10 protein-coding genes and 2 pseudogenes are annotated in these 18,198 nt (G+C 51.0%); 10 read left to right on the top strand and 2 right to left on the bottom strand.

Annotation, left to right across the window (positions count from 1 at the left end; translation table 11 throughout):
- Positions 1-69 precede the first annotated feature (69 nt).
- The 4 genes from O1V66_RS01865 (at position 70) to O1V66_RS01880 (ending at position 8,426) form a co-directional block, all read left to right on the top strand.
- Positions 70-1,713: a hypothetical protein gene (locus O1V66_RS01865; RefSeq protein ID WP_269128049.1), complete on the top strand. Its 1,644-nt coding sequence runs from the start codon at positions 70-72 to the stop codon at positions 1,711-1,713.
- The gene (locus O1V66_RS01870; RefSeq protein ID WP_269128050.1) at positions 1,674-2,420 is read left to right on the top strand and encodes a hypothetical protein; all 747 of its coding nucleotides are present in this window, start codon (positions 1,674-1,676) and stop codon (positions 2,418-2,420) included. Before O1V66_RS01865 ends, O1V66_RS01870 begins: the two co-directional genes overlap by 40 nt.
- Positions 2,356-7,743: a hypothetical protein gene (locus O1V66_RS01875; protein ID WP_269128051.1), complete on the top strand. Its 5,388-nt coding sequence runs from the start codon at positions 2,356-2,358 to the stop codon at positions 7,741-7,743. Before O1V66_RS01870 ends, O1V66_RS01875 begins: the two co-directional genes overlap by 65 nt.
- A gap of 98 nt (positions 7,744-7,841) precedes the next feature.
- On the top strand, positions 7,842-8,426 hold the full coding sequence (locus O1V66_RS01880; protein ID WP_269128052.1) for a hypothetical protein: 585 nt from the start codon (positions 7,842-7,844) through the stop codon (positions 8,424-8,426).
- Between the two features lie 51 nt (positions 8,427-8,477).
- Here O1V66_RS01880 and fadL read toward each other — a convergent pair whose 3' ends face one another.
- Positions 8,478-9,755 carry a long-chain fatty acid transporter FadL gene (fadL, locus tag O1V66_RS01885; protein WP_045047423.1) on the bottom strand — a complete coding sequence of 426 codons (1,278 nt, stop codon included), beginning with the start codon at positions 9,753-9,755 and terminating at the stop codon, positions 8,478-8,480.
- 441 nt (positions 9,756-10,196) lie between these two features.
- Here fadL and O1V66_RS01890 point away from each other — a divergent pair, with 441 nt between their 5' ends.
- The 4 genes and pseudogenes from O1V66_RS01890 to sixA all read left to right on the top strand — a co-directional run bounded on the left by O1V66_RS01890 (position 10,197) and on the right by sixA (position 15,117).
- Positions 10,197-10,547 carry a YfcZ/YiiS family protein gene (locus O1V66_RS01890; protein WP_082050984.1) on the top strand — a complete coding sequence of 117 codons (351 nt, stop codon included), beginning with the start codon at positions 10,197-10,199 and terminating at the stop codon, positions 10,545-10,547.
- Positions 10,548-10,852: 305 nt separating this feature from the next.
- Entirely contained in the window at positions 10,853-12,166 is a 1,314-nt protein-coding gene (gene fadI, locus O1V66_RS01895) for an acetyl-CoA C-acyltransferase FadI (RefSeq protein WP_045047422.1), read from the top strand.
- Positions 12,163-14,328: pseudogene (gene fadJ, locus O1V66_RS01900) on the top strand (fatty acid oxidation complex subunit alpha FadJ). The gene fadI and the pseudogene fadJ overlap by 4 nt, the downstream one beginning before the upstream one ends.
- Positions 14,329-14,631: 303 nt before the next feature.
- The gene (sixA, locus tag O1V66_RS01905) at positions 14,632-15,117 is read left to right on the top strand and encodes a phosphohistidine phosphatase SixA (RefSeq protein WP_045047420.1); all 486 of its coding nucleotides are present in this window, start codon (positions 14,632-14,634) and stop codon (positions 15,115-15,117) included.
- Between the two features lie 159 nt (positions 15,118-15,276).
- Here the strand turns inward: sixA and smrB are convergent, their stop codons facing one another.
- Entirely contained in the window at positions 15,277-15,822 is a 546-nt protein-coding gene (smrB, locus tag O1V66_RS01910; RefSeq protein WP_045047605.1) for an endonuclease SmrB, read from the bottom strand.
- A 298-nt stretch (positions 15,823-16,120) separates the two neighbouring features.
- Between smrB and prmB the strand changes: the two are divergent.
- Positions 16,121-17,054: pseudogene (gene prmB, locus O1V66_RS01915) on the top strand (50S ribosomal protein L3 N(5)-glutamine methyltransferase).
- Positions 17,055-17,108: 54 nt separating this feature from the next.
- Positions 17,109-18,194, top strand: coding sequence for a chorismate synthase (aroC, locus tag O1V66_RS01920; protein WP_045047418.1), 1,086 nt, complete (start codon positions 17,109-17,111; stop codon positions 18,192-18,194).
- The last annotated feature ends 4 nt before the right edge of the window (positions 18,195-18,198 follow it).

Here is an 18,198-nt window from a genome sequence, read left to right on the forward strand (position 1 = left end):
CCACCTATTTTCAGGGCGCGGGCAACGCTATACCTAGGGGAAATGGCGACGAGGTGATGGGGGGCGTGAATGACAGTTTATGACGATAAAAAGCCGGATGAAGCGAGCGAAAAGAAAACGCAAAAATCGTCAACCCGAAAATCAGCCACTCACTCTGCGGCCTCGCCGTCGCCTCCCTCATCGCCTCCTCAAGATGAGGGTTACTCATGGTTTCGTTATTTCACTCAATATTATCAAGATACCGACGAGATGGACCCTCTCGCCGAAAACGAACGCCCGACCGGGGAGACGCCGCTTTACGAAAAGCCGGATGTCCTACAGGGAATGGAAGAGAGATGGGCAGATGTCATCAAGAAGTACACGGATATCTTCACCGAATTGAAGTCCGATGCGGCCTCTCGGCAGCATCCAGCTTTTGGTATTTTTGAAGATCTGCTGGATGGCATGAAAGCGGCCTTTCTCAAATGGCGTGCACGCGTGCGTCTTGGAAAATCAACGGTCGCCGCACTTTCGCTTGAGGGCAACATTACCCTGTCGCATTTCGAACAGCAGTTTTCATTATTAGGTGGCTCACCACAATCTGACGATATCACTAACAATAATCCGAAGGCCGCGCAGAATATTTCAGACCCTTATGATGCACTCACTCCAGGTCAGGCAGTGTTACGCTGGCGGAAGGAAAACACCCCCGGACAAGAGGGAGAGGCCAATAAGGCCCACACCATGCCCAATATTATGACTCAGGAACAGGGGCGTGAGTTTCGCGAACTGAGCGTCGTGCAAAAAGCGCTGTTCGGAATACGTTTGGGGCTGGGTGTCGCGGAGTTAAAACCTGATCTGAGCCACAATGTCGCGCCGCCTATTGTCGCCGCACCTCCCCGCGGAGAGCGCTTCAATAAATTCGGAATGCGGCTTTATGCCGAATTTATCAAAAAAATGCCTGACTTGAGCAATCTCTACGCCTCGCAATCGGGGGCGGGCAGCGGCGCGCTTTCGCCTTCCCAAGGCGGCTCATGGTTTGGCGTGGCGGCCAGTCCTGTCCCCAAACCCGCAACCCGTTTCGTGCTGGTGCCTTCCGAATCACAGGAAACGTCCGGTGCACAAGAAAATGCAGTAATTGACAACCTTGTCGCAGACAGCGCGCGCGTTAAATTAAGCGGCACATTACAGGTGAATCAGTACGAAAATTTTAAAGAGACTCTTAATGATGAGGCTTATAGCCTGCCAGCCGACGCGTTCATGGATGCGCTTCGCAAGGTGCACGGCGCGGAACTGAAAAATAACCCAGAAGTATCTCTGCCTTTGTTGCCGGATGAGAATAACGGAACGGAAGTCGTGGTCGCGGAGCATAATTTGCCGTTGAATGATTTTTTACAGTTGCCGTATGACCGTTATTCCGCCGCGCACTATAAAGAATATCCGGTTACGTATCCGGCAAGTTTTAGCGCGGCGTTAATTAAAACAATCGACCGCTATCGTCAGTCGGTAGAGGCCACCGACGAGGGGGCCGAAAAGGTCACCCCAGGCATTGAAGACCTGGATGTTCTGCTTAAAAACTCACAGTTCGTCGAGTCATTGCTGAAGTTTTCGCGGGTTGAGACAAAACGCCGCGATACCTACCAATGGATAGCGGGCAACAAGATTGCCGCCACCTCAATGCCTCGGCAAAAAAAATGGAAGCTATCAAATATGGAATGGGGACGGCGCAATTGAACCAGGAATTCAAAGGTCAGGAGAAAGATATAACTTATGATGAGATAGCACAGATATTATCCAGAGAAAATATAGCATTAGACACCCAGCAGAAATTTAACGATTTCAAGAACGGCCTTGGGCAATTTATTCCTGTTAACGACATGCTGCATCTGCCCGAAACAGAAGTGGCGAAAAACCTGGCCTTACAGTTTGGGGATGTCTCTACCGAGGATATCATTGAGGCCATCAAGGCAAGCAAACCGGGAAATGAGAGGCTAACCCTGCCGCCCGACGTTTCGGCAAATAGCACCTTGCTGCGCGAAATAAACATTTATACCCATGCTACAGCGTGGCAAAAATCATCCTCACAGAGAACCTACGACAACTATTTATTGGCCGCCATTGAAAAATATACCGATCCCGAAAAGGCGATGGAAGAGATTACTCGTCAGCGTATCGATAAATCGTCTATTTCGCTGACTCATCAAAAATACTCCCGCCCCACGGTAGACACGCCGGTTAGGCTTAAGCTTGAGCATGTAAGCTGGCTTGATAATAAGAATCCGATGTTCATGCTGCACAAATTGATTTTTGCCGAGTCGGATACCATCGAAACGACCCTAAGCGGCCTGGTTTCCGGCAGTTGGCGTACAGAAACATATGGCAAAACTGGGTTTTCTGGCAAAAATTATCAATCCGCTCGCGCATTATACTCCGGTGATTAAAGAGGCTTTCCTGAATGGAACAAAAACATTAACGCCTCAGGAAGTTAATATTCTTACCGAGGAGATTGACGAAAAGGCCTTCGAATTCGAAAGCTTCTCCTTTTATATCGATAAAGAAATCAATGAAGTGATGCAAAGGGGCAAGACAAGGCTGGGAATACAGGCCGCCGGTGCCGTAAAGGAGAATATTCAACTGGGCATTGCGCCGGAATCGATTTATGAAGAGAGCGGCAATGTTGCGGCGAATAAAATATTAATCTCCCTGTTAAACGGGGAACCGGTTGAACATACGACCATTATTGCCAAGTCCAAGACAGGCAAAATCGTTATTCCCGATATCGTCCTGCTGCCGATAAATGAGGCCAATTCGGTTATTTTCTCACTAAAAACGGCCGAGGTTGTATTTATCACGGCCGAGACACTCTCAAAGCTTTACGACCACTCCATGACCGATCAGTTACCTCGAAAAGTCTTCCATTTTCTTATTTCCCATATGGACCCCAAGCAACTCCAGGATGCTACCGTCAAGAATAGAAACAATATGGAGCAGCTTATTCAGGATTTTCAAGACGAGCAGGCACAAAGGAATAGAGGGCACGGCGGGCGCATTAATCTTGTTCGAACGACACACCAATGGCATCGCATGGCCACTCGCGCCAATTTGATTAAACATGCCCTGCAGGAGGGTTACAAATACCATAAAGATTATGATAAGTACCGAAATATCATTGGTGCGATGACCCACAGCCCCGAAGATTTCAAAAAAGCGCTTTTCCTTTACGCGAATCTTTATCCTGACGAGGGCAAAGAAATCATTGTCAGAACCGGGGCCAGAAGATTAAGAAATCAGCCCCTGATCGAGACCGTCTCGGATAATCTTTTTGGCAATATGTTTTCGGGTTTTCGTACTTTTGATACACAGGCACAGAATCAGGCAGAGTTGAGTCAGGAGCAGTGGCAAGAAACGGGTTGGTTTTTGCTTTCATTGGCTCTGGGTGCGGCAACAGGTTTCACCGTGGGTGCGGCAGGGGTGATTTTGCAATTTAGTCAAAAGACCATCTGGGTATTGCAGACTCTCGCCGCGGCGGGCGTATCCGGTGCTGAAGAATTGCTCAAAGCGAATGCACAAACCAATGAAGAGAAAAGAAAAGCCGCATTTGCCGGCATCAAATATGAGGTCATCTTTTCACTACTGGCTGATGTCGGCATGGATAAAATGTTGATGCCGGTCGTCAAAAAAATGGTCAAAAAAATACGTAACGGGCTAAATCCTTCTGCGCTAAAACCTGTTGTTGAGGGGTTAAACGCCATAAAGGGAAAAAATCTGCGTGAATTTAGTCAGCATTTCGACCAAAGCTCATCTGTGGATAAAATCGAAATTCTGACCGAAAAAATCATGGAAACGGATGAAGTCTTTAGACAGCTTCAGACTACATCTGCGGATAAGATGCGCCAGAGAATTAAAGAAATTATCAAGCGGAATCCCCATCGTCTTGAAGAAGGTGGATTTGTGAATGCCTATTCGGACGTACTGGAAAAACTCAAGCCCTTGACCAATCAGGGTGTCGCCAAAAGCTTCAAGGCGATGGACACGTACGCCAAGATTGCCTATTTAAAAGATTACAGCATTCATTCGACATCGGGACGAGATTTAGCCACAGAGCTTGGCCCGCAAGGCGCTGCTCTGGTTAAAAAATTGGTCGATGACAGACTCAGCTTGAATTCACTGGGTCGTTCCAGATCGGCCTTTCACTGGCAAACAGAGAAAATGCATAAAGGGACACTGGATGTCGAATTAAAAATTGAATCCAGAAGACTGAGGAATATCAAAGGCACATTAGCACTGATGGCAGAGGAAAGTCCGTTACCCCGTACGCCAAGGAAAATAAATATTGTCTCGGCCAGTAAACGTATTCGACACTGGATACAAACGACCGTCGAGGGAATGGAAAGTAGTCATCTGTCACCAGACTTTGTTGAAAGCACGATACAGCGCTACATCGCTATCGACATGACACATGGCAGAAATTTAAATCGGTTGTACCAGGAAATCTACCACCGCGAGACGCCCACCTTGAACCGCTATATGGGCGACAATGTTTTCCTGAGCAATAAAGCGGGCATGGAAGGTTATAGACAATGGTTGAAAACCATAGACACGAGCCGAAGCGATTTCCCGCTGCTCAACCTGAATGCCATGACGATGTTTCAGCCCTTTGCGGACGCCAATGGCATTATGGCAAGGCTGATTTACGGAATTAACCTGCTGCAAAGAGGGTATCGGTTCAAGCCTGTCGACATCGCAGATTATCATCCTGACAATCTGATTATTCCCTATAATCGCTATAATCAAGCGCCACCCAATATTGATTATAGAAAAGGTAAAAAAATCTCGACTGATATTGCCAGCACGGTTTATCAGTATGATAGAAATAAATTTGCCAAGGATTATAATGTTAATCACGATGCCCATTATGGCAGCATCAATGATATCGAAGTGTTTTACAAAGCCGAACAGAATAAAGAGTTACTGAACCGCTATTATCAGCCGGGCTTTGCCAGGCTTTATCGCTATTTTGAAAATGGACTGCAAAAAATATCGGTTACCTTCTCGAAAGCCCCAGGGCAGTCCTTTGATAATATTGTCAAAAATTATGTTGCTTCGACAAAGAGCAAGGCGTTGTTCAGTGAACTCAGCGAGGCCGACATCGATACGGTCGTCAAGAATTCGCTTGAGGCGATGAAAAAGCTCAATGTCTTTCATCCTGATATTACGACCTTTAACGCAAATTTTAACCGCAACAAAAAAACAATTCTCGTGACGAATTTCGACGGTGCCGAAGTCAATAGTCCCGGCACCCCCATGCCGCAAGTCAAACTCGATATTATGGCGTATATATTTAGAGATCTCTTTAACCAGGCGAAAGAACGGTCTGTCATTCTTAGAAATCAGCAGCTCGGTAACAAACAAACCAAAAACTCTTTGCGCAGCGCGTTCTCCAATATCAAGGCAAACTATGTTAACAGCAAAATAAAAAATCACGAGTTTAACGCGCAAGAATTCAACCGGGGAGTCAAAGACTTTAAATCGGATGCCGACAAGACAATTGCGCAGGTCGAGACTTTGTTGCCCGACAACTATCTCGAACTTGATGATATTACGCTGATTAATCTCTATAACAGAATAACCACCGAAACCACCGAGCATGGCACTATCTCGCATTATCAACGTGGTATTCTGTTCGAGATTATTAACCAGCGAAAAAATACCTTTGTAAGACGGGAGACTATCAGTGCCGCGCTCCACGGTTCAAAATCGCGTAAAAAAATCATCAATAAAAATGCCCGCTATGTCATGGATCTCGATCAGGAAAGTCTGCTCGCCTCCGTGGACATGCATTATACCAACGGCCTCTGTCTTCCCATGTCTTATGTCGGGATTGTCGCGCTGGCCAACGATATTGAAAAACCCTGGGCGAAAAATTATTCCAATATCTTGAAAAGCAATAATCCTCGTAAAGGCGCAAGAGACAGCAGCAAGCTGGAACAGGGTAAAGCCTATATGGAAGCCCATAACAAGATTTACCTTCAAAAGGTGGATGCTGCCTTTCAGAAGGATTTGGGCGAGCTAAAAATCTCCGAAATTATCGACAAGCTCGAGCAATGCAAGCAGTCGAGCTTTTTCCTGTTGCAGACCAAGTCACATGCGATGACGGTAGCGGTTAAGATCAATAAAAATAACGAAAAGCTTTTCTACTTTATCGACCCCAGTGTTTCTATGGCCGAATATACCAAAAGCAAATATATGCTCGATGCGCTTGAAGGCACGATAGGTAAAAAAATGGTAGAGACGGACCTTGGCCACGTCGCACCCCAGTTTAGGCTCATCGAGATAACCAATACCAAAGGTCTGGGCGATACGCCAATTCAGGGTACTCATAATCCGAAACTCTCCTTCATGGATTTGGCCGATGTCGGTAACCGTCGGCAGGCCAGCCTTGTGTCCTCGATGGATTTAGATGCTACGCCCGTTCATGCTCAAGTGGATCCTGAATTTGGTGTCGCCAAAACCAATCTTATTCAGGCCATTAGGGAAAATGAAGTATTACAGACCCTGATGAAAAATCCGCTCGAGAAGTGTCGCGATGCCACACAAAAAACGCTGGAAATTACCCGCAAGATGGGCATTTCTTCGGAAGTCATTCAATTACTGAGCTGGAATCGCAAACTGGATGCGGCAATTAACCACTATGCCTTGCAGATTGAGGTGAATGGCAAGAAATATGTTCTGGACACCACTTTTACACAGGATACCTATTTCCAGAGCAAGATCCTCAATAACGAAATCACCGGTGCCGGACAGGAAGTCTTCGACCAGAAAGTGTATATGGGACCTGCCCAGGCCTGGTTCAAACTCATGAAAGAGGGAGAGGAAAACGCGCTGCTGAAAGTGCAAATCTCCAAAGAGGGCGGATTATTGCGGGATCCTTCCTTTGCCATCGGCGCGCCTTATGATGTTCCGGGGCTTACACTGAATCAGCCTGATTGGTTTAAAAGAAAAATGGGCAGAGAAGCACTTTACAACGATATGCTATTGAAAGTGCGAGCTGACAGGCAGGTTGCAGCCGATGTGAAACTGCTACCGGAACTTGCGAAAATCAACGTTGATGATTACGATCTCTTCTTTAATCTGGGTCAAGGCAAAACCAATTTTTTGGGCATGAGAAACAGGCAGGCGTTAAGCCGGGATTTAGGACTCAATAAAATCGTGCCCTTCAAACCCAGAAATGCCGACGATCTCGCGACGGTGCTGGATAATTTCGATAACATCAATGAAGACGTGTTTTCCAAAATGTCGGCCAATGCCAAAGATCGCGCATTGAACACGCTTTCCACCTCGATAAAAACACATTTAATCGCTCGGATTAATGGTAACTATAAATACGACCTGACTACCCGAGTTGAACTGGCCAAACTGTTAGCTGAAATTGAAGCTGTGCAAAAAAGGGTGATGTATAAAGAGTATAATTATGCCGATCCCTTTGGCAAAAATGATGACCTGCCTTCGGCCCAAAATCCTTCTCGACATAACGCCCCGGCGGCTTCCCATTCCAGAGGGATGGATAATCCTTCGGCGGATGAAAAAACGCTGCTGACCGATAAATACCAGAAAGTCCCCATTACGCATCCCGAAGGCTTTGATGTTTACGCGGATAAAACGCCCCTTCATGGTCAGTCGGAACTTCTTTATTGGGACGCCGATAATCAGTCGATTAAGTCATTCGGCATAGGTGAGGTAAAAAAGGGGTATGGCAGCGCATAAGCGGCGCAGGGCGCAATCTTTTTTCTTCCTCCAAACATCGTGATGCCAAAAAATTTCTCGATGAACATATCGCACTTTATTCCAAACCGGAATCGGCGTTGACCGCCGAGGAAAATGAGCAGTTGCTCGACAAGCTGGTTAAATTAGTCAGCGAAGGTGACAACAAGGGCGAATCTCAGGCGGTGGCAGACTATAACGAAGCTGGCTCTGCAAAAATCAACGAGGCGTTGAGAGGTCAGGTCGAAACCAAAAAGAGCAAGGCGTTTATGGCCGAATTCGAAAGGCTGAACAATTATGAGGGCGTATCTTACCGCGTCGCTTTTGTGACTCCACAAGGTGCGGATGCGCTTAAGACAGGTCGAAACAAGGTGTTTTATGACCGGGGTGTGCAGTCGGCTTCCGTTATGCCGACCAATGCAAGACAGTGGGCATCGGACGGGTTTGTTACCGAGGGCAGAGCCGGTAACGAGGTGCCGGTGGTTTATATTTTCGATGAGTCCGTGAATCAAAAAATCCTGTCTAACTCATTCTTTCCGGACCACGTCGCCGTGAAACCCAATGCCTATCTCGAACTGCGTGCGGTAAGAAATGTAAAAGGCCAGCTGTATGTCTATTTCTCGTCGCCCACCAAGGTACCGGACAATATTTACAACCTTTATGACGGCGTTCGCGAGAGTATATAAAGGGTAAGCGCGGTGGGCGATTACCCTTTATTCAGACGGCTTGAGCCTTCGTTAGAACGCGTAGTTGAAGTTCACGCCGTACAGCATGGCCGTGCCTTTGGCATCGAACTCGTAATTGGGTACGCCGTCGGCCACTTTTTCACTGATATGTACCGATTTGCCGTGCATATAAGAGACACCCAGGTCGACCGACGCATCTTTGTTAAATGCGTAGGTGCTACCGACGCTCAGCCAGAGGCGGTCCTGATCGGGAATCGAAATTGTCCGGTTATCGGCAGGAACCGGGCTATCGTCGTAGGCGATACCGGTGCGGAATGTCCACTGATCGTTATAGTAGTAGGTGGTACCCAGCGCGATGCGATAAACATCGTGATAGCCTTCATCCTTCTGGAATAGCGTGTTGCCGTTGCTGCCGGTGGCTTTAAGCTCCTGGAACTGGCTCCAGCTGGTGTAGGTCAAGCTGTAATGCACGGCCCATTTGGGGGCGACGCGGTTATAGCCCGACACTTCCCACATTTCCGGAAGATTCAGGGTCAAGGATCCCGGAACGGTACTGCCGCCTGTGCCGCCCGCCGCCACCGGCAGATCGCTGCGATAGTTGCCGTCGAAGTCGATATCCACTTTCGAACGATACGTGAAGCCGTAACGGTTGTTCTCATCGACTTCATAGAGAATACCGGCGTTCCAGCCGTAGCCCCATGCGTTTCCGTTCAAATGCGCGGCGGTGGTATCAGTCGGAATTCTGCCACGGCTTTGCAGCGCCACCAGCTCACCGGCGTTGCGTTCGATTTTCGCCTTGGCGTAAACCGCATCGAAACCGACACCAAAGCTGAAGTGTTCGTTAAGACGATAGGCCGCGCTCAGATTGAGGTTTTCGGTGATCAGGTCGGTTTTACCGGCCAGAGGGCCAGCAGGATAACCGTTTTCGAATTCGGTCGATAAACCGTAGTTGGAGGTTGCGGAAGCGCCCAGCGCCCATTGTTCGTTAACCGGTAAAATGAAGTGCAGGTTCGGCACCCAGGCATTGGGGGCGATATTGTCGTCGTCGAGACTACGCCCTGTAACCGGTGAATTGCCCGTGAGTTTGACATCCGGATCGACATAGATTGCGCCGCCGGAGAAGGAAGGGCGGTCGAACATTGTCATGGTTGCCGGGTTACGGCTGCCGGAAGCCGCCGAGTCGGCGATGGCGCCTTCGCCGGAAAATGAGCGGCCCAGTCCGGCTGCCGTGTATTCGTTTAACTGAAATCCTGCCGCGAAAACGTGAGTAGAGACGAGCGCCATTGCAGCTGCCACAGCTGACCTTGTAAACAGGTTTTTCTGGTTCATGACCAAAACCTCATTTTATGATTTATAGAACAGCGTCATTTATAGGTTTGCTTATAAATAGCGATGAGCGGCGGATTCGTGGGACCGCAATGGGCCAACTAATCAGACCAGTGAGCGAATTATAGGTCTGACCTGTACACATGTTGCAATGTTGTTTCACACTTATTGGTATTTAGATTTTAAAAATTAGATCCGCTTAACAAAAAGAAGACGAATCCAATTCACAAAACTGACAGGACGGATTGAACTATTGGTGAAAAAAATAACTCATAGTTTTATCAACGTATTAATCTCGTGATTTGAATCACTTAAAAACCCTGCAAAAAGTATGGCTGTTCGTCCGGTCAGGGCAGGAGTAAGATGACGCGTAGTTAACCCTGCCCTCGGCAGGACTCGTTATGACCTTTGGGCCAGACGCTCACCGCGTCGAAAGGAGAGAGTATGTCAGGCATAAACAGCGAATCAGATCTGTCTCGTGGCGCTAAACGCGCTGTCTCGCACCTTTCACCCGCTTTAGATTTCATAGAAGAAAACGAAGCCTGCTGCCGGGTTGAAATCGGTACGGTTATCGATAATTCGGATTGCACGGCCACTTACCAGAAGCTGTTTGCCACTCGCGAAGACGCGGTCGCGGCCTTCAAACTGCTGACGGCATGTGCCCGCAAAGCCGAATCGGAACCCTGCGTAATAACCCGTCGCTTCGACGAAGTGGAAGGCGGCGTCGAACTGATTGCCGATTTCTCTTTCTGCTGCCAGATTGAGTCGATCAACTTCCAGCTTGCCCTGCGTTAATCCTGCCGTGATTCGCCCTGCATTTTTTGGTGCAGGGTATTCTCCCCGCTTACATTCCCTGTTGCAGCCGAAAATTTGCGATTGCTCGCAATTCATCATTCCTGACTTTGCCAATCATCCGCACATGGTTAACACTGAAGTATCAGGTCAGACCTGTTTTAAATAGTTTAAAATCAGCAGGCTGATCCCAAGATCGCTTCACTTTGCGGCAATAAAAGGGATTGAATCAAAGAGACTTTGAATTTAGCCACACAAAAGCCGCTATTTTAACGCGTATCGAGCGTTTGATTTACTCAGGAGCCAGCATGAACAAGGCCATTCCACTGGTTACGCGGCAGGGCGATCGCATCGCAATCGTCGAAGGTTTGCGTACTCCTTTTGCCAGGCAGGCAACCGCGTTCCACGGCATACCCGCAGTCGATTTAGGAAAAATGGTGGTCAGCGAACTGCTGGCAAAAAGCGCAATAGACCCGTCAGTGGTCGAGCAACTGGTATTTGGTCAGGTCGTGCAGATGCCTGAAGCGCCCAATATTGCCCGCGAAATCGTGCTCGGGACCGGTATGCCGGTCACTACAGACGCCTACAGCGTATCCCGCGCCTGCGCGACCAGTTTTCAGGCGGTAGCCAATATCGCCGAGAGTATTATGGCGGGCACTATCAGCGTCGGTATTGCAGGCGGGGCAGATTCTTCCTCCGTGCTCCCCATTGGCGTCAGCAAGGCGCTGGCCCGTACTCTGGTTGATGTCAACAAGGCTCGTACCCTCTCACAACGGCTTGGTCTGTTCAGTAAACTCCGTTTTCGCGACTTGCTGCCCGTGCCTCCTGCGGTTGCCGAATACTCGACCGGGCTGCGTATGGGCGATACCGCCGAACAAATGGCGAAATCGCACGGCATTACCCGTCAGCAGCAGGACGAACTGGCGCATCGCTCCCATCAGCGCGCAGCGCGTGCCTGGCAGGACGGCCTGCTGGCTTCGCAGGTGATGACTGCCCATGTTCCGCCTTATAAAGAGGCGGTGGAAAAAGACAATAATATTCGTCTGGACTCCAGCATCGAACAGTACGCTAAATTGCGTCCCGCGTTTGACCGCAGGCACGGCACTGTCACTGCCGCCACCAGCACGCCGCTGACCGACGGTGCCGCTGCCGTATTGATGATGAGCGAATCGCGCGCGCGCGAACTAGGCCTCAGGCCGCTGGGTTATCTGCGCAGCTTTGCCTTTGCCGCCATCGATGTTCAGGAAGACATGTTGCTGGGTCCGGCCTACGCCACGCCGATCGCGCTGGATCGTGCCGGATTAACGTTGGAGGATCTTGATCTGATCGATATGCATGAAGCCTTTGCCGCCCAGACGCTGGCGAATATGAAAATGTTTGCCAGCCCGCAGTTTGCCCGTGAAAAGCTGGGGCGTGACGCGGCAATCGGGGAAATAGACTGGGAAAAGTTTAACGTTCTTGGCGGTTCGCTGGCTTATGGTCATCCTTTTGCGGCGACCGGTGCGCGCATGATTGTTCAAACCCTGCATGAACTGCGTCGCCGTGGCGGCAAGCTCGGATTAACCACCGCCTGTGCCGCCGGCGGGCTTGGCGCCGCCATGATTCTGGAGGTGGCAGAATGAGCGATAAACCGGTGATTTCACCCACTGAACAGCCTCAAAACGGCAAGGCCTCGGCCTTTAGACTGCATTTTACCGACGACAATATCGCCATCGTCACCCTCGATGTGCCCGATGAAAAGGTCAACACGCTAAAAGCCGAGTTTGCCGAGCAGATAACCGCCTTGCTCAAGCGAGCGCAGCTGCATCCGCAACTCAAAGGGGTCGTGTTTGTATCGGGTAAAAAAGACTCCTTTATTGCCGGTGCCGATATCAGCATGATTTCGCGCTGCGAGCAGGCAAGTGAAGCCGAAGCCCTGGCTAAACAGGGTCAGGCCGTTATGGCCTACATTGCAGGTTTGTCCGTTCCCGTAGTGGCGGCCATTAACGGCGCGTGTCTGGGCGGCGGGCTTGAGCTGGCGCTGGCTTGCCACAGTCGTATCTGTTCGCTGGCAGACGAAACCCGCCTTGGGCTGCCCGAAGTGCAGCTGGGGCTGTTGCCAGGCTCCGGCGGCACGCAAAGATTGCCGCGCCTGATAGGCGTTGCCAAAGCGCTCGACCTGATGCTGACCGGTCGTTCGCTGCGCCCGAAGCAGGCGCTGCGCATGGGGCTGGTGGACGATATCGTGCCTCAATCCATTTTGCTGCACACCGCGCTCGAGCAGGTGCGAAAAGGGCATTCGACGAAGAAACCCCTGTCTTATCAAGACCGTGTGATGCAGGGGCCATTAGGCAAAAAGCTGTTGTTCCATTTTGTGCGCAAGCAGACGCGCGCCAAATCCAAAGGCCATTACCCTGCCACTGAAAAAATTATCGATGTCGTTGAAACGGGCCTTAACGAAGGCAGCGGCAATGGGTATCAGGCGGAAGCTCGAGCCTTTGGTGAACTCGTCATGACCCCGCAATCTGCGGCGTTGCGCGCGCTGTTTTTTGCATCAACGGCGCTAAAAAAGATTTTGGTGCAGGGGCCGAACCTCGCGAGATACGCCATGTCGGTGTGCTGGGCGGTGGCCTGATGGGAGGCGGTATTGCCTACGTTACGGCAACCCGCGCGCAATTGCCCGTCAGGATCAAAGACATCAGTCAGCAGGGGATTAGCCATTCTCTGAAATACAGCTGGGATTTATTGCAAAAGAAAGTCCAACGCGGGCATTTAACACGCGCCGCGTTGCAAAAACAGATGACACTGCTGTCAGGTAGCACAGATTACAGCGGTTTCAGGCAGGCAGATCTGGTGGTAGAGGCCGTATTTGAAGACCTGGCGCTCAAGCAGCAAACTATCCTTGAAGTTGAGCAAAACGCCGCTCCGCACACTATTTTTGCCTCAAATACTTCTTCCTTGCCTATTCACAAGATTGCGCAGGGTGCTGCAAGGCCTGAACAGGTCATTGGTCTGCATTATTTCAGTCCGGTCGACAAAATGCCGCTGGTCGAGGTTATCCCTCATGCCGGCACCAGTGCGCAAACGATAGCCACCGCTGTCGCCTTTGCCAGAAAGCAGGGCAAAACGGCGATTGTGGTAGGCGACAGTGCCGGTTTTTATGTCAACCGCATTCTTGCTCCCTATATCAATGAGGCCACGCGCTGCCTGCTCGAAGGCGAGGGCATCGAACATATCGATGACGCGCTGCTGGACTTTGGTTTCCCGGTGGGGCCGCTGCAACTGCTGGATGAAGTCGGCATTGATGTTGGCACCAAAATCGTGCCCGGTTCTGGTCAACGCATTGGGTGAACGCTTTGCCGCTCCGCCCGAGCTTGATGTCATTTTGAATGACGAGAGAAAAGGGCGTAAAAACGGTCGGGGTTTCTATCTCTACCCCGATAAAGGCCGTAAAAGTAAAAAACGGCAGGCTGACCCTTCTATCTATGGGCTTTTACACATCACGGCACACAATAAACAGAGCAAACCCGTCATCGCCGAGCGCTGTCTGGCGCTGATGTTGAACGAGGCGGTGCGCTGTCTTGACGATGGCACGGTGCGCACCGTGCGCGATGCCGATATCGGTGCAGTATATGGCATTGGTTTTCCTCCTTTTCTTGGCGGCCCGATGCGGTATATCGACACACTGGGCGCGGCCAATCTGGTAAAAAAACTGCAAGACCTTCAGCAAAAATATGGCGATCGTTTCGCGCCCTGCGAGGGGCTGGTGCGCCGGGCCGCCGAAGGACAAAAATTGTATAGCTAGGAAATTGAGCGTAAAATAGGCGATCGTTTGGGTGTAAAGCCCTTGAGGATTTTGCAACAACAGACAAACGCTGGCAGGTTGCGGGTAAAATCCGCAGCCTATTTACATCCTCTGGCAGTTGGTGTAAAAAACAGCGTTTTAATTGCGATGACTTTCAGGCAAAATGCCCGGCCGCGATACAGACCGCGTGTTTTCGTTGATGTGAAGTTGGTGTAGTGCCCTGCTAGGATGTGGGCAGAAGGGTAATACAGCACGCGAAGCGTTCCTGTATAGCGCTATTTTTGTTAACAAAAGCGGTGCAATATGCAAGTTGTGATTATGCGTCACGGTGAAGCTGCTCTCGATGCAGCTAGTGATTCCGTCAGGCCTCTTACCGATTGTGGTTGTGACGAAACGGTATGTATGGCGTCCTGGTTAAACGGCCGCTCAGTGAAAATTCAGCGCGTACTGGTCAGCCCCTATCTTCGGGCGCAGCAGACGCTGGAAAAAGTCCGTCAGGGCCTCGCGCTTCCCGAAAAGGTTGACGTGTTACCCGAACTGACGCCAGGCGGCGATCCCGCGCAGGTTGCGGAGGAGCTTCAGGCCTTGGCGAAAGAGGGGGTAAGTTCGGTACTGGTGGTGTCTCATTTGCCGTTGGTTGGTTATCTGGTGGCAGAGCTCTGCCCGGGCCAGTGCCCGCCAATGTTTGCAACCTCGGCGATGGCGAGCGTCGAGATCAACGCCGATACCGGCTGTGGCAGCCTGGACTGGCAGTTCAGTCCTTCGCAGGTGATAGCAAAAGTCTGCTGATAACATTCAGTTTGGGCAAACGTCAAAAAGGCACAGCTTGCTGTGCCTTTTGCTATTTTGGATGAAAAGAAAAGGGCATTTTCTGTTGCCGATAAAGTGAGCAGTACGGAGAAAGCCATAGCTAGCCTGCAACAAGCGCCTGTTTCTCCTCTTTTCTCGCTACTGTTCCAACGTCTTGTCATCCAGTTCAATCAGTACCAGCAATGCGGCATTACCGCCCAGTTCACGCGGTGCCTGGTGAAAAGCTTCGACATCGGGATGTTGCGCCAGCCACAGCGGCGTTTGCTGCTTGAGGATGTGCTTGCCATGCCCATGCATCACACAGGCGCAGTGCACGTGTTCTCTGCGACAGGCGGCAATCAGCGCGCCGAGTTCCTGTTTGGCCTCTTTCTGCGTTAACCCGTGAAGATCAAGAAACAGCTCCGGGGAGTAATCACCGCGGCGCAGTTTTTTCAATTCAAAATGACTGACGTCTGGCCGCACGTGGCGCACAGGCCCCTCATCGTCCAGCATCGGCTGAAACTCGTCCGAAAAATAGTAGCTGGCATCGACCTGTTCCTGTAACAGACGTTTAGGCGACGACACCACCTGCGGTTTTCGTTCAGGTTTATGCAAAATCGTATCGTTCTTCAGCCGCTTGGTGCCGGGCACCGCCTCACGAAACAGCGCCAGTTCTTCCTTACTCAGCGAGTATTTTTTCTTCATCGCAATATCATCATTCGTCACACATTTTAACAGTGTACCTATTCCTCGGCCGGTTTCTAAATAAAACTCGTTGCCCTGCGTGATTGTAGCCCCGGCGGCGTTGACTCGTTGACGCGCACCTTGTCGACTAACACCCGTTTGCGTTTACGCGCGCGTCTCCCGCCCGCCCGACGACAATCCCGAGGACTTTGGGCGGACGAATGGGGATTATTACTGATTTGTTGCCGTCTTCATGGCAAACTATGCGGAAATTTTATGGCCACGATATGGGCCACCCGCCGTACCCCAGGAGAGAAAATTGGACAAGATATTCGTCGACGAAGCCGTCAGTGAGCTGCATACCATTCAGGATATGCTGCGCTGGACCGTCAGCCGCCTGAATGCCGCTAATGTATATTACGGTCATGGAACGGATAATCCCTGGGACGAAGCCGTGCAACTGGTGTTGCCAAGCGTCTTTTTACCGCTCGATATTCCGGAAGACATGCACTCCGCGCGTCTGACGTCGAGCGAGCGTCATCGCATCGTCGAGCGTGTCATCCGCCGCGTCAACGAGCGTGTACCGGTCGCCTATCTGACCAACAAAGCCTGGTTCTGCGGCATGGAATTCTACGTTGACGAACGCGTACTGGTTCCGCGGTTCGCCGATTGGGGAACTTATCAACAACCGCTTTGCAGGCATTCTGCAACATCAGCCGCAGCATATTCTCGATATGTGTACCGGCAGCGGCTGTATTGCTATCGCCTGCGCCTATGCCTTCCCTGAAACCGAAGTCGACGCGGTGGATATCTCCGCCGATGCGCTGGCCGTGACCGAACGCAATATCGAAACTCACGGCATTGAGCAGTGGGTGACACCGATTCGCTCCGACCTGTTCCGTGAATTACCGGCCTTGCAGTACGACCTGATTGTCACCAACCCGCCTTATGTCGACGAAGAAGACATGGCAGACCTGCCTGACGAATACCGCCACGAGCCTGAACTGGGTCTGGCATCCGGCAGTGACGGCCTGAAGCTGACGCGTCGCATTCTGGCCTGCGCCCCTGATTATCTGACCGACAACGGTGTTCTTATCTGCGAAGTGGGTAACAGCATGGTGCATCTGATGGACCAGTATCCGGACATTCCGTTTACCTGGCTTGAATTTGAAAACGGCGGTGACGGCGTATTTATGCTGACCAAACAGCAGTTGCTCGACTGCGCTGAGCATTTCAGCCTGTTCCGCAAATAACGATTCGACTTATTCTTCGATTTTAAACAGTTAACTGATGGTTAAGGAGCCGTGATGGCAGGGAACAGTATTGGACAATTCTTTCGCGTCACTACGTTTGGTGAATCCCACGGGGTCGCGCTTGGATGTATTATCGATGGCGTGCCGCCGGGCATTCCACTGACCGAGGCTGATCTGCAGCACGATCTCGATCGTCGCCGTCCCGGCACGTCGCGCTATACCACCCAGCGTCGTGAAGCCGATGAAGTAAAAATCCTCTCCGGCGTCTTCGACGGCGTGACGACGGGTACCAGCATTGGTCTGATAATTCAGAATACCGATCAGCGTTCGCAGGATTACAGCGCGATTAAAGACGTATTCCGTCCGGGTCACGCCGATTACACCTACGAACAAAAGTACGGCACTCGCGACTATCGTGGCGGAGGCCGTTCTTCTGCCCGTGAAACCGCAATGCGCGTGGCGGCGGGTGCGGTCGCGAAGAAATATCTGGCACAGAAGTTCGGTGTTCAGGTGCGCGGCTATCTGGCTCAGATGGGTGATGTTACCTGTGATCTCAAAGACTGGGATTTCGTTGAAACCAACCCGTTTTTCTGCGGCGACGAGAGCAAAATCGAGGCGCTGGATGCCCTGATGCGCGAGCTGAAAAAAGCCGGCGATTCAATCGGTGCCAAAATTACCGTCGTGGCAGAAAACGTGCCGACCGGTCTTGGCGAGCCTGTGTTTGACCGTCTGGATGCCGACCTGGCCCATGCGCTGATGAGCATCAATGCCGTTAAAGGCGTCGAAATTGGTGACGGGTTTGCGGTTGTTAACAAGCGCGGCAGCGAAAACCGTGACGAAATCACGCCGCAAGGTTTCGAAAGCAACCACGCAGGCGGCATTCTGGGCGGTATCAGCAGCGGACAGCCGATTGTGGCGCACATGGCGCTGAAACCAACTTCCAGCATTACCGTGCCCGGCCGTACCATCAATCGCGAAGGCGAGCAGGTCGAGATGATAACCAAGGGACGTCATGACCCTTGCGTGGGTATTCGCGCCGTGCCGATTGCCGAAGCGATGATGGCCATCGTACTGATGGACCACCTGCTGCGCCAGCGCGCCCAGTGTGGCGACGTCAATTCCAGCGTGCCCCGCTGGTAAACAG

Origin of the sequence: Rouxiella chamberiensis, from assembly GCF_026967475.1 — a bacterium.
Lineage (GTDB): Bacteria > Pseudomonadota > Gammaproteobacteria > Enterobacterales > Enterobacteriaceae > Rouxiella > Rouxiella chamberiensis.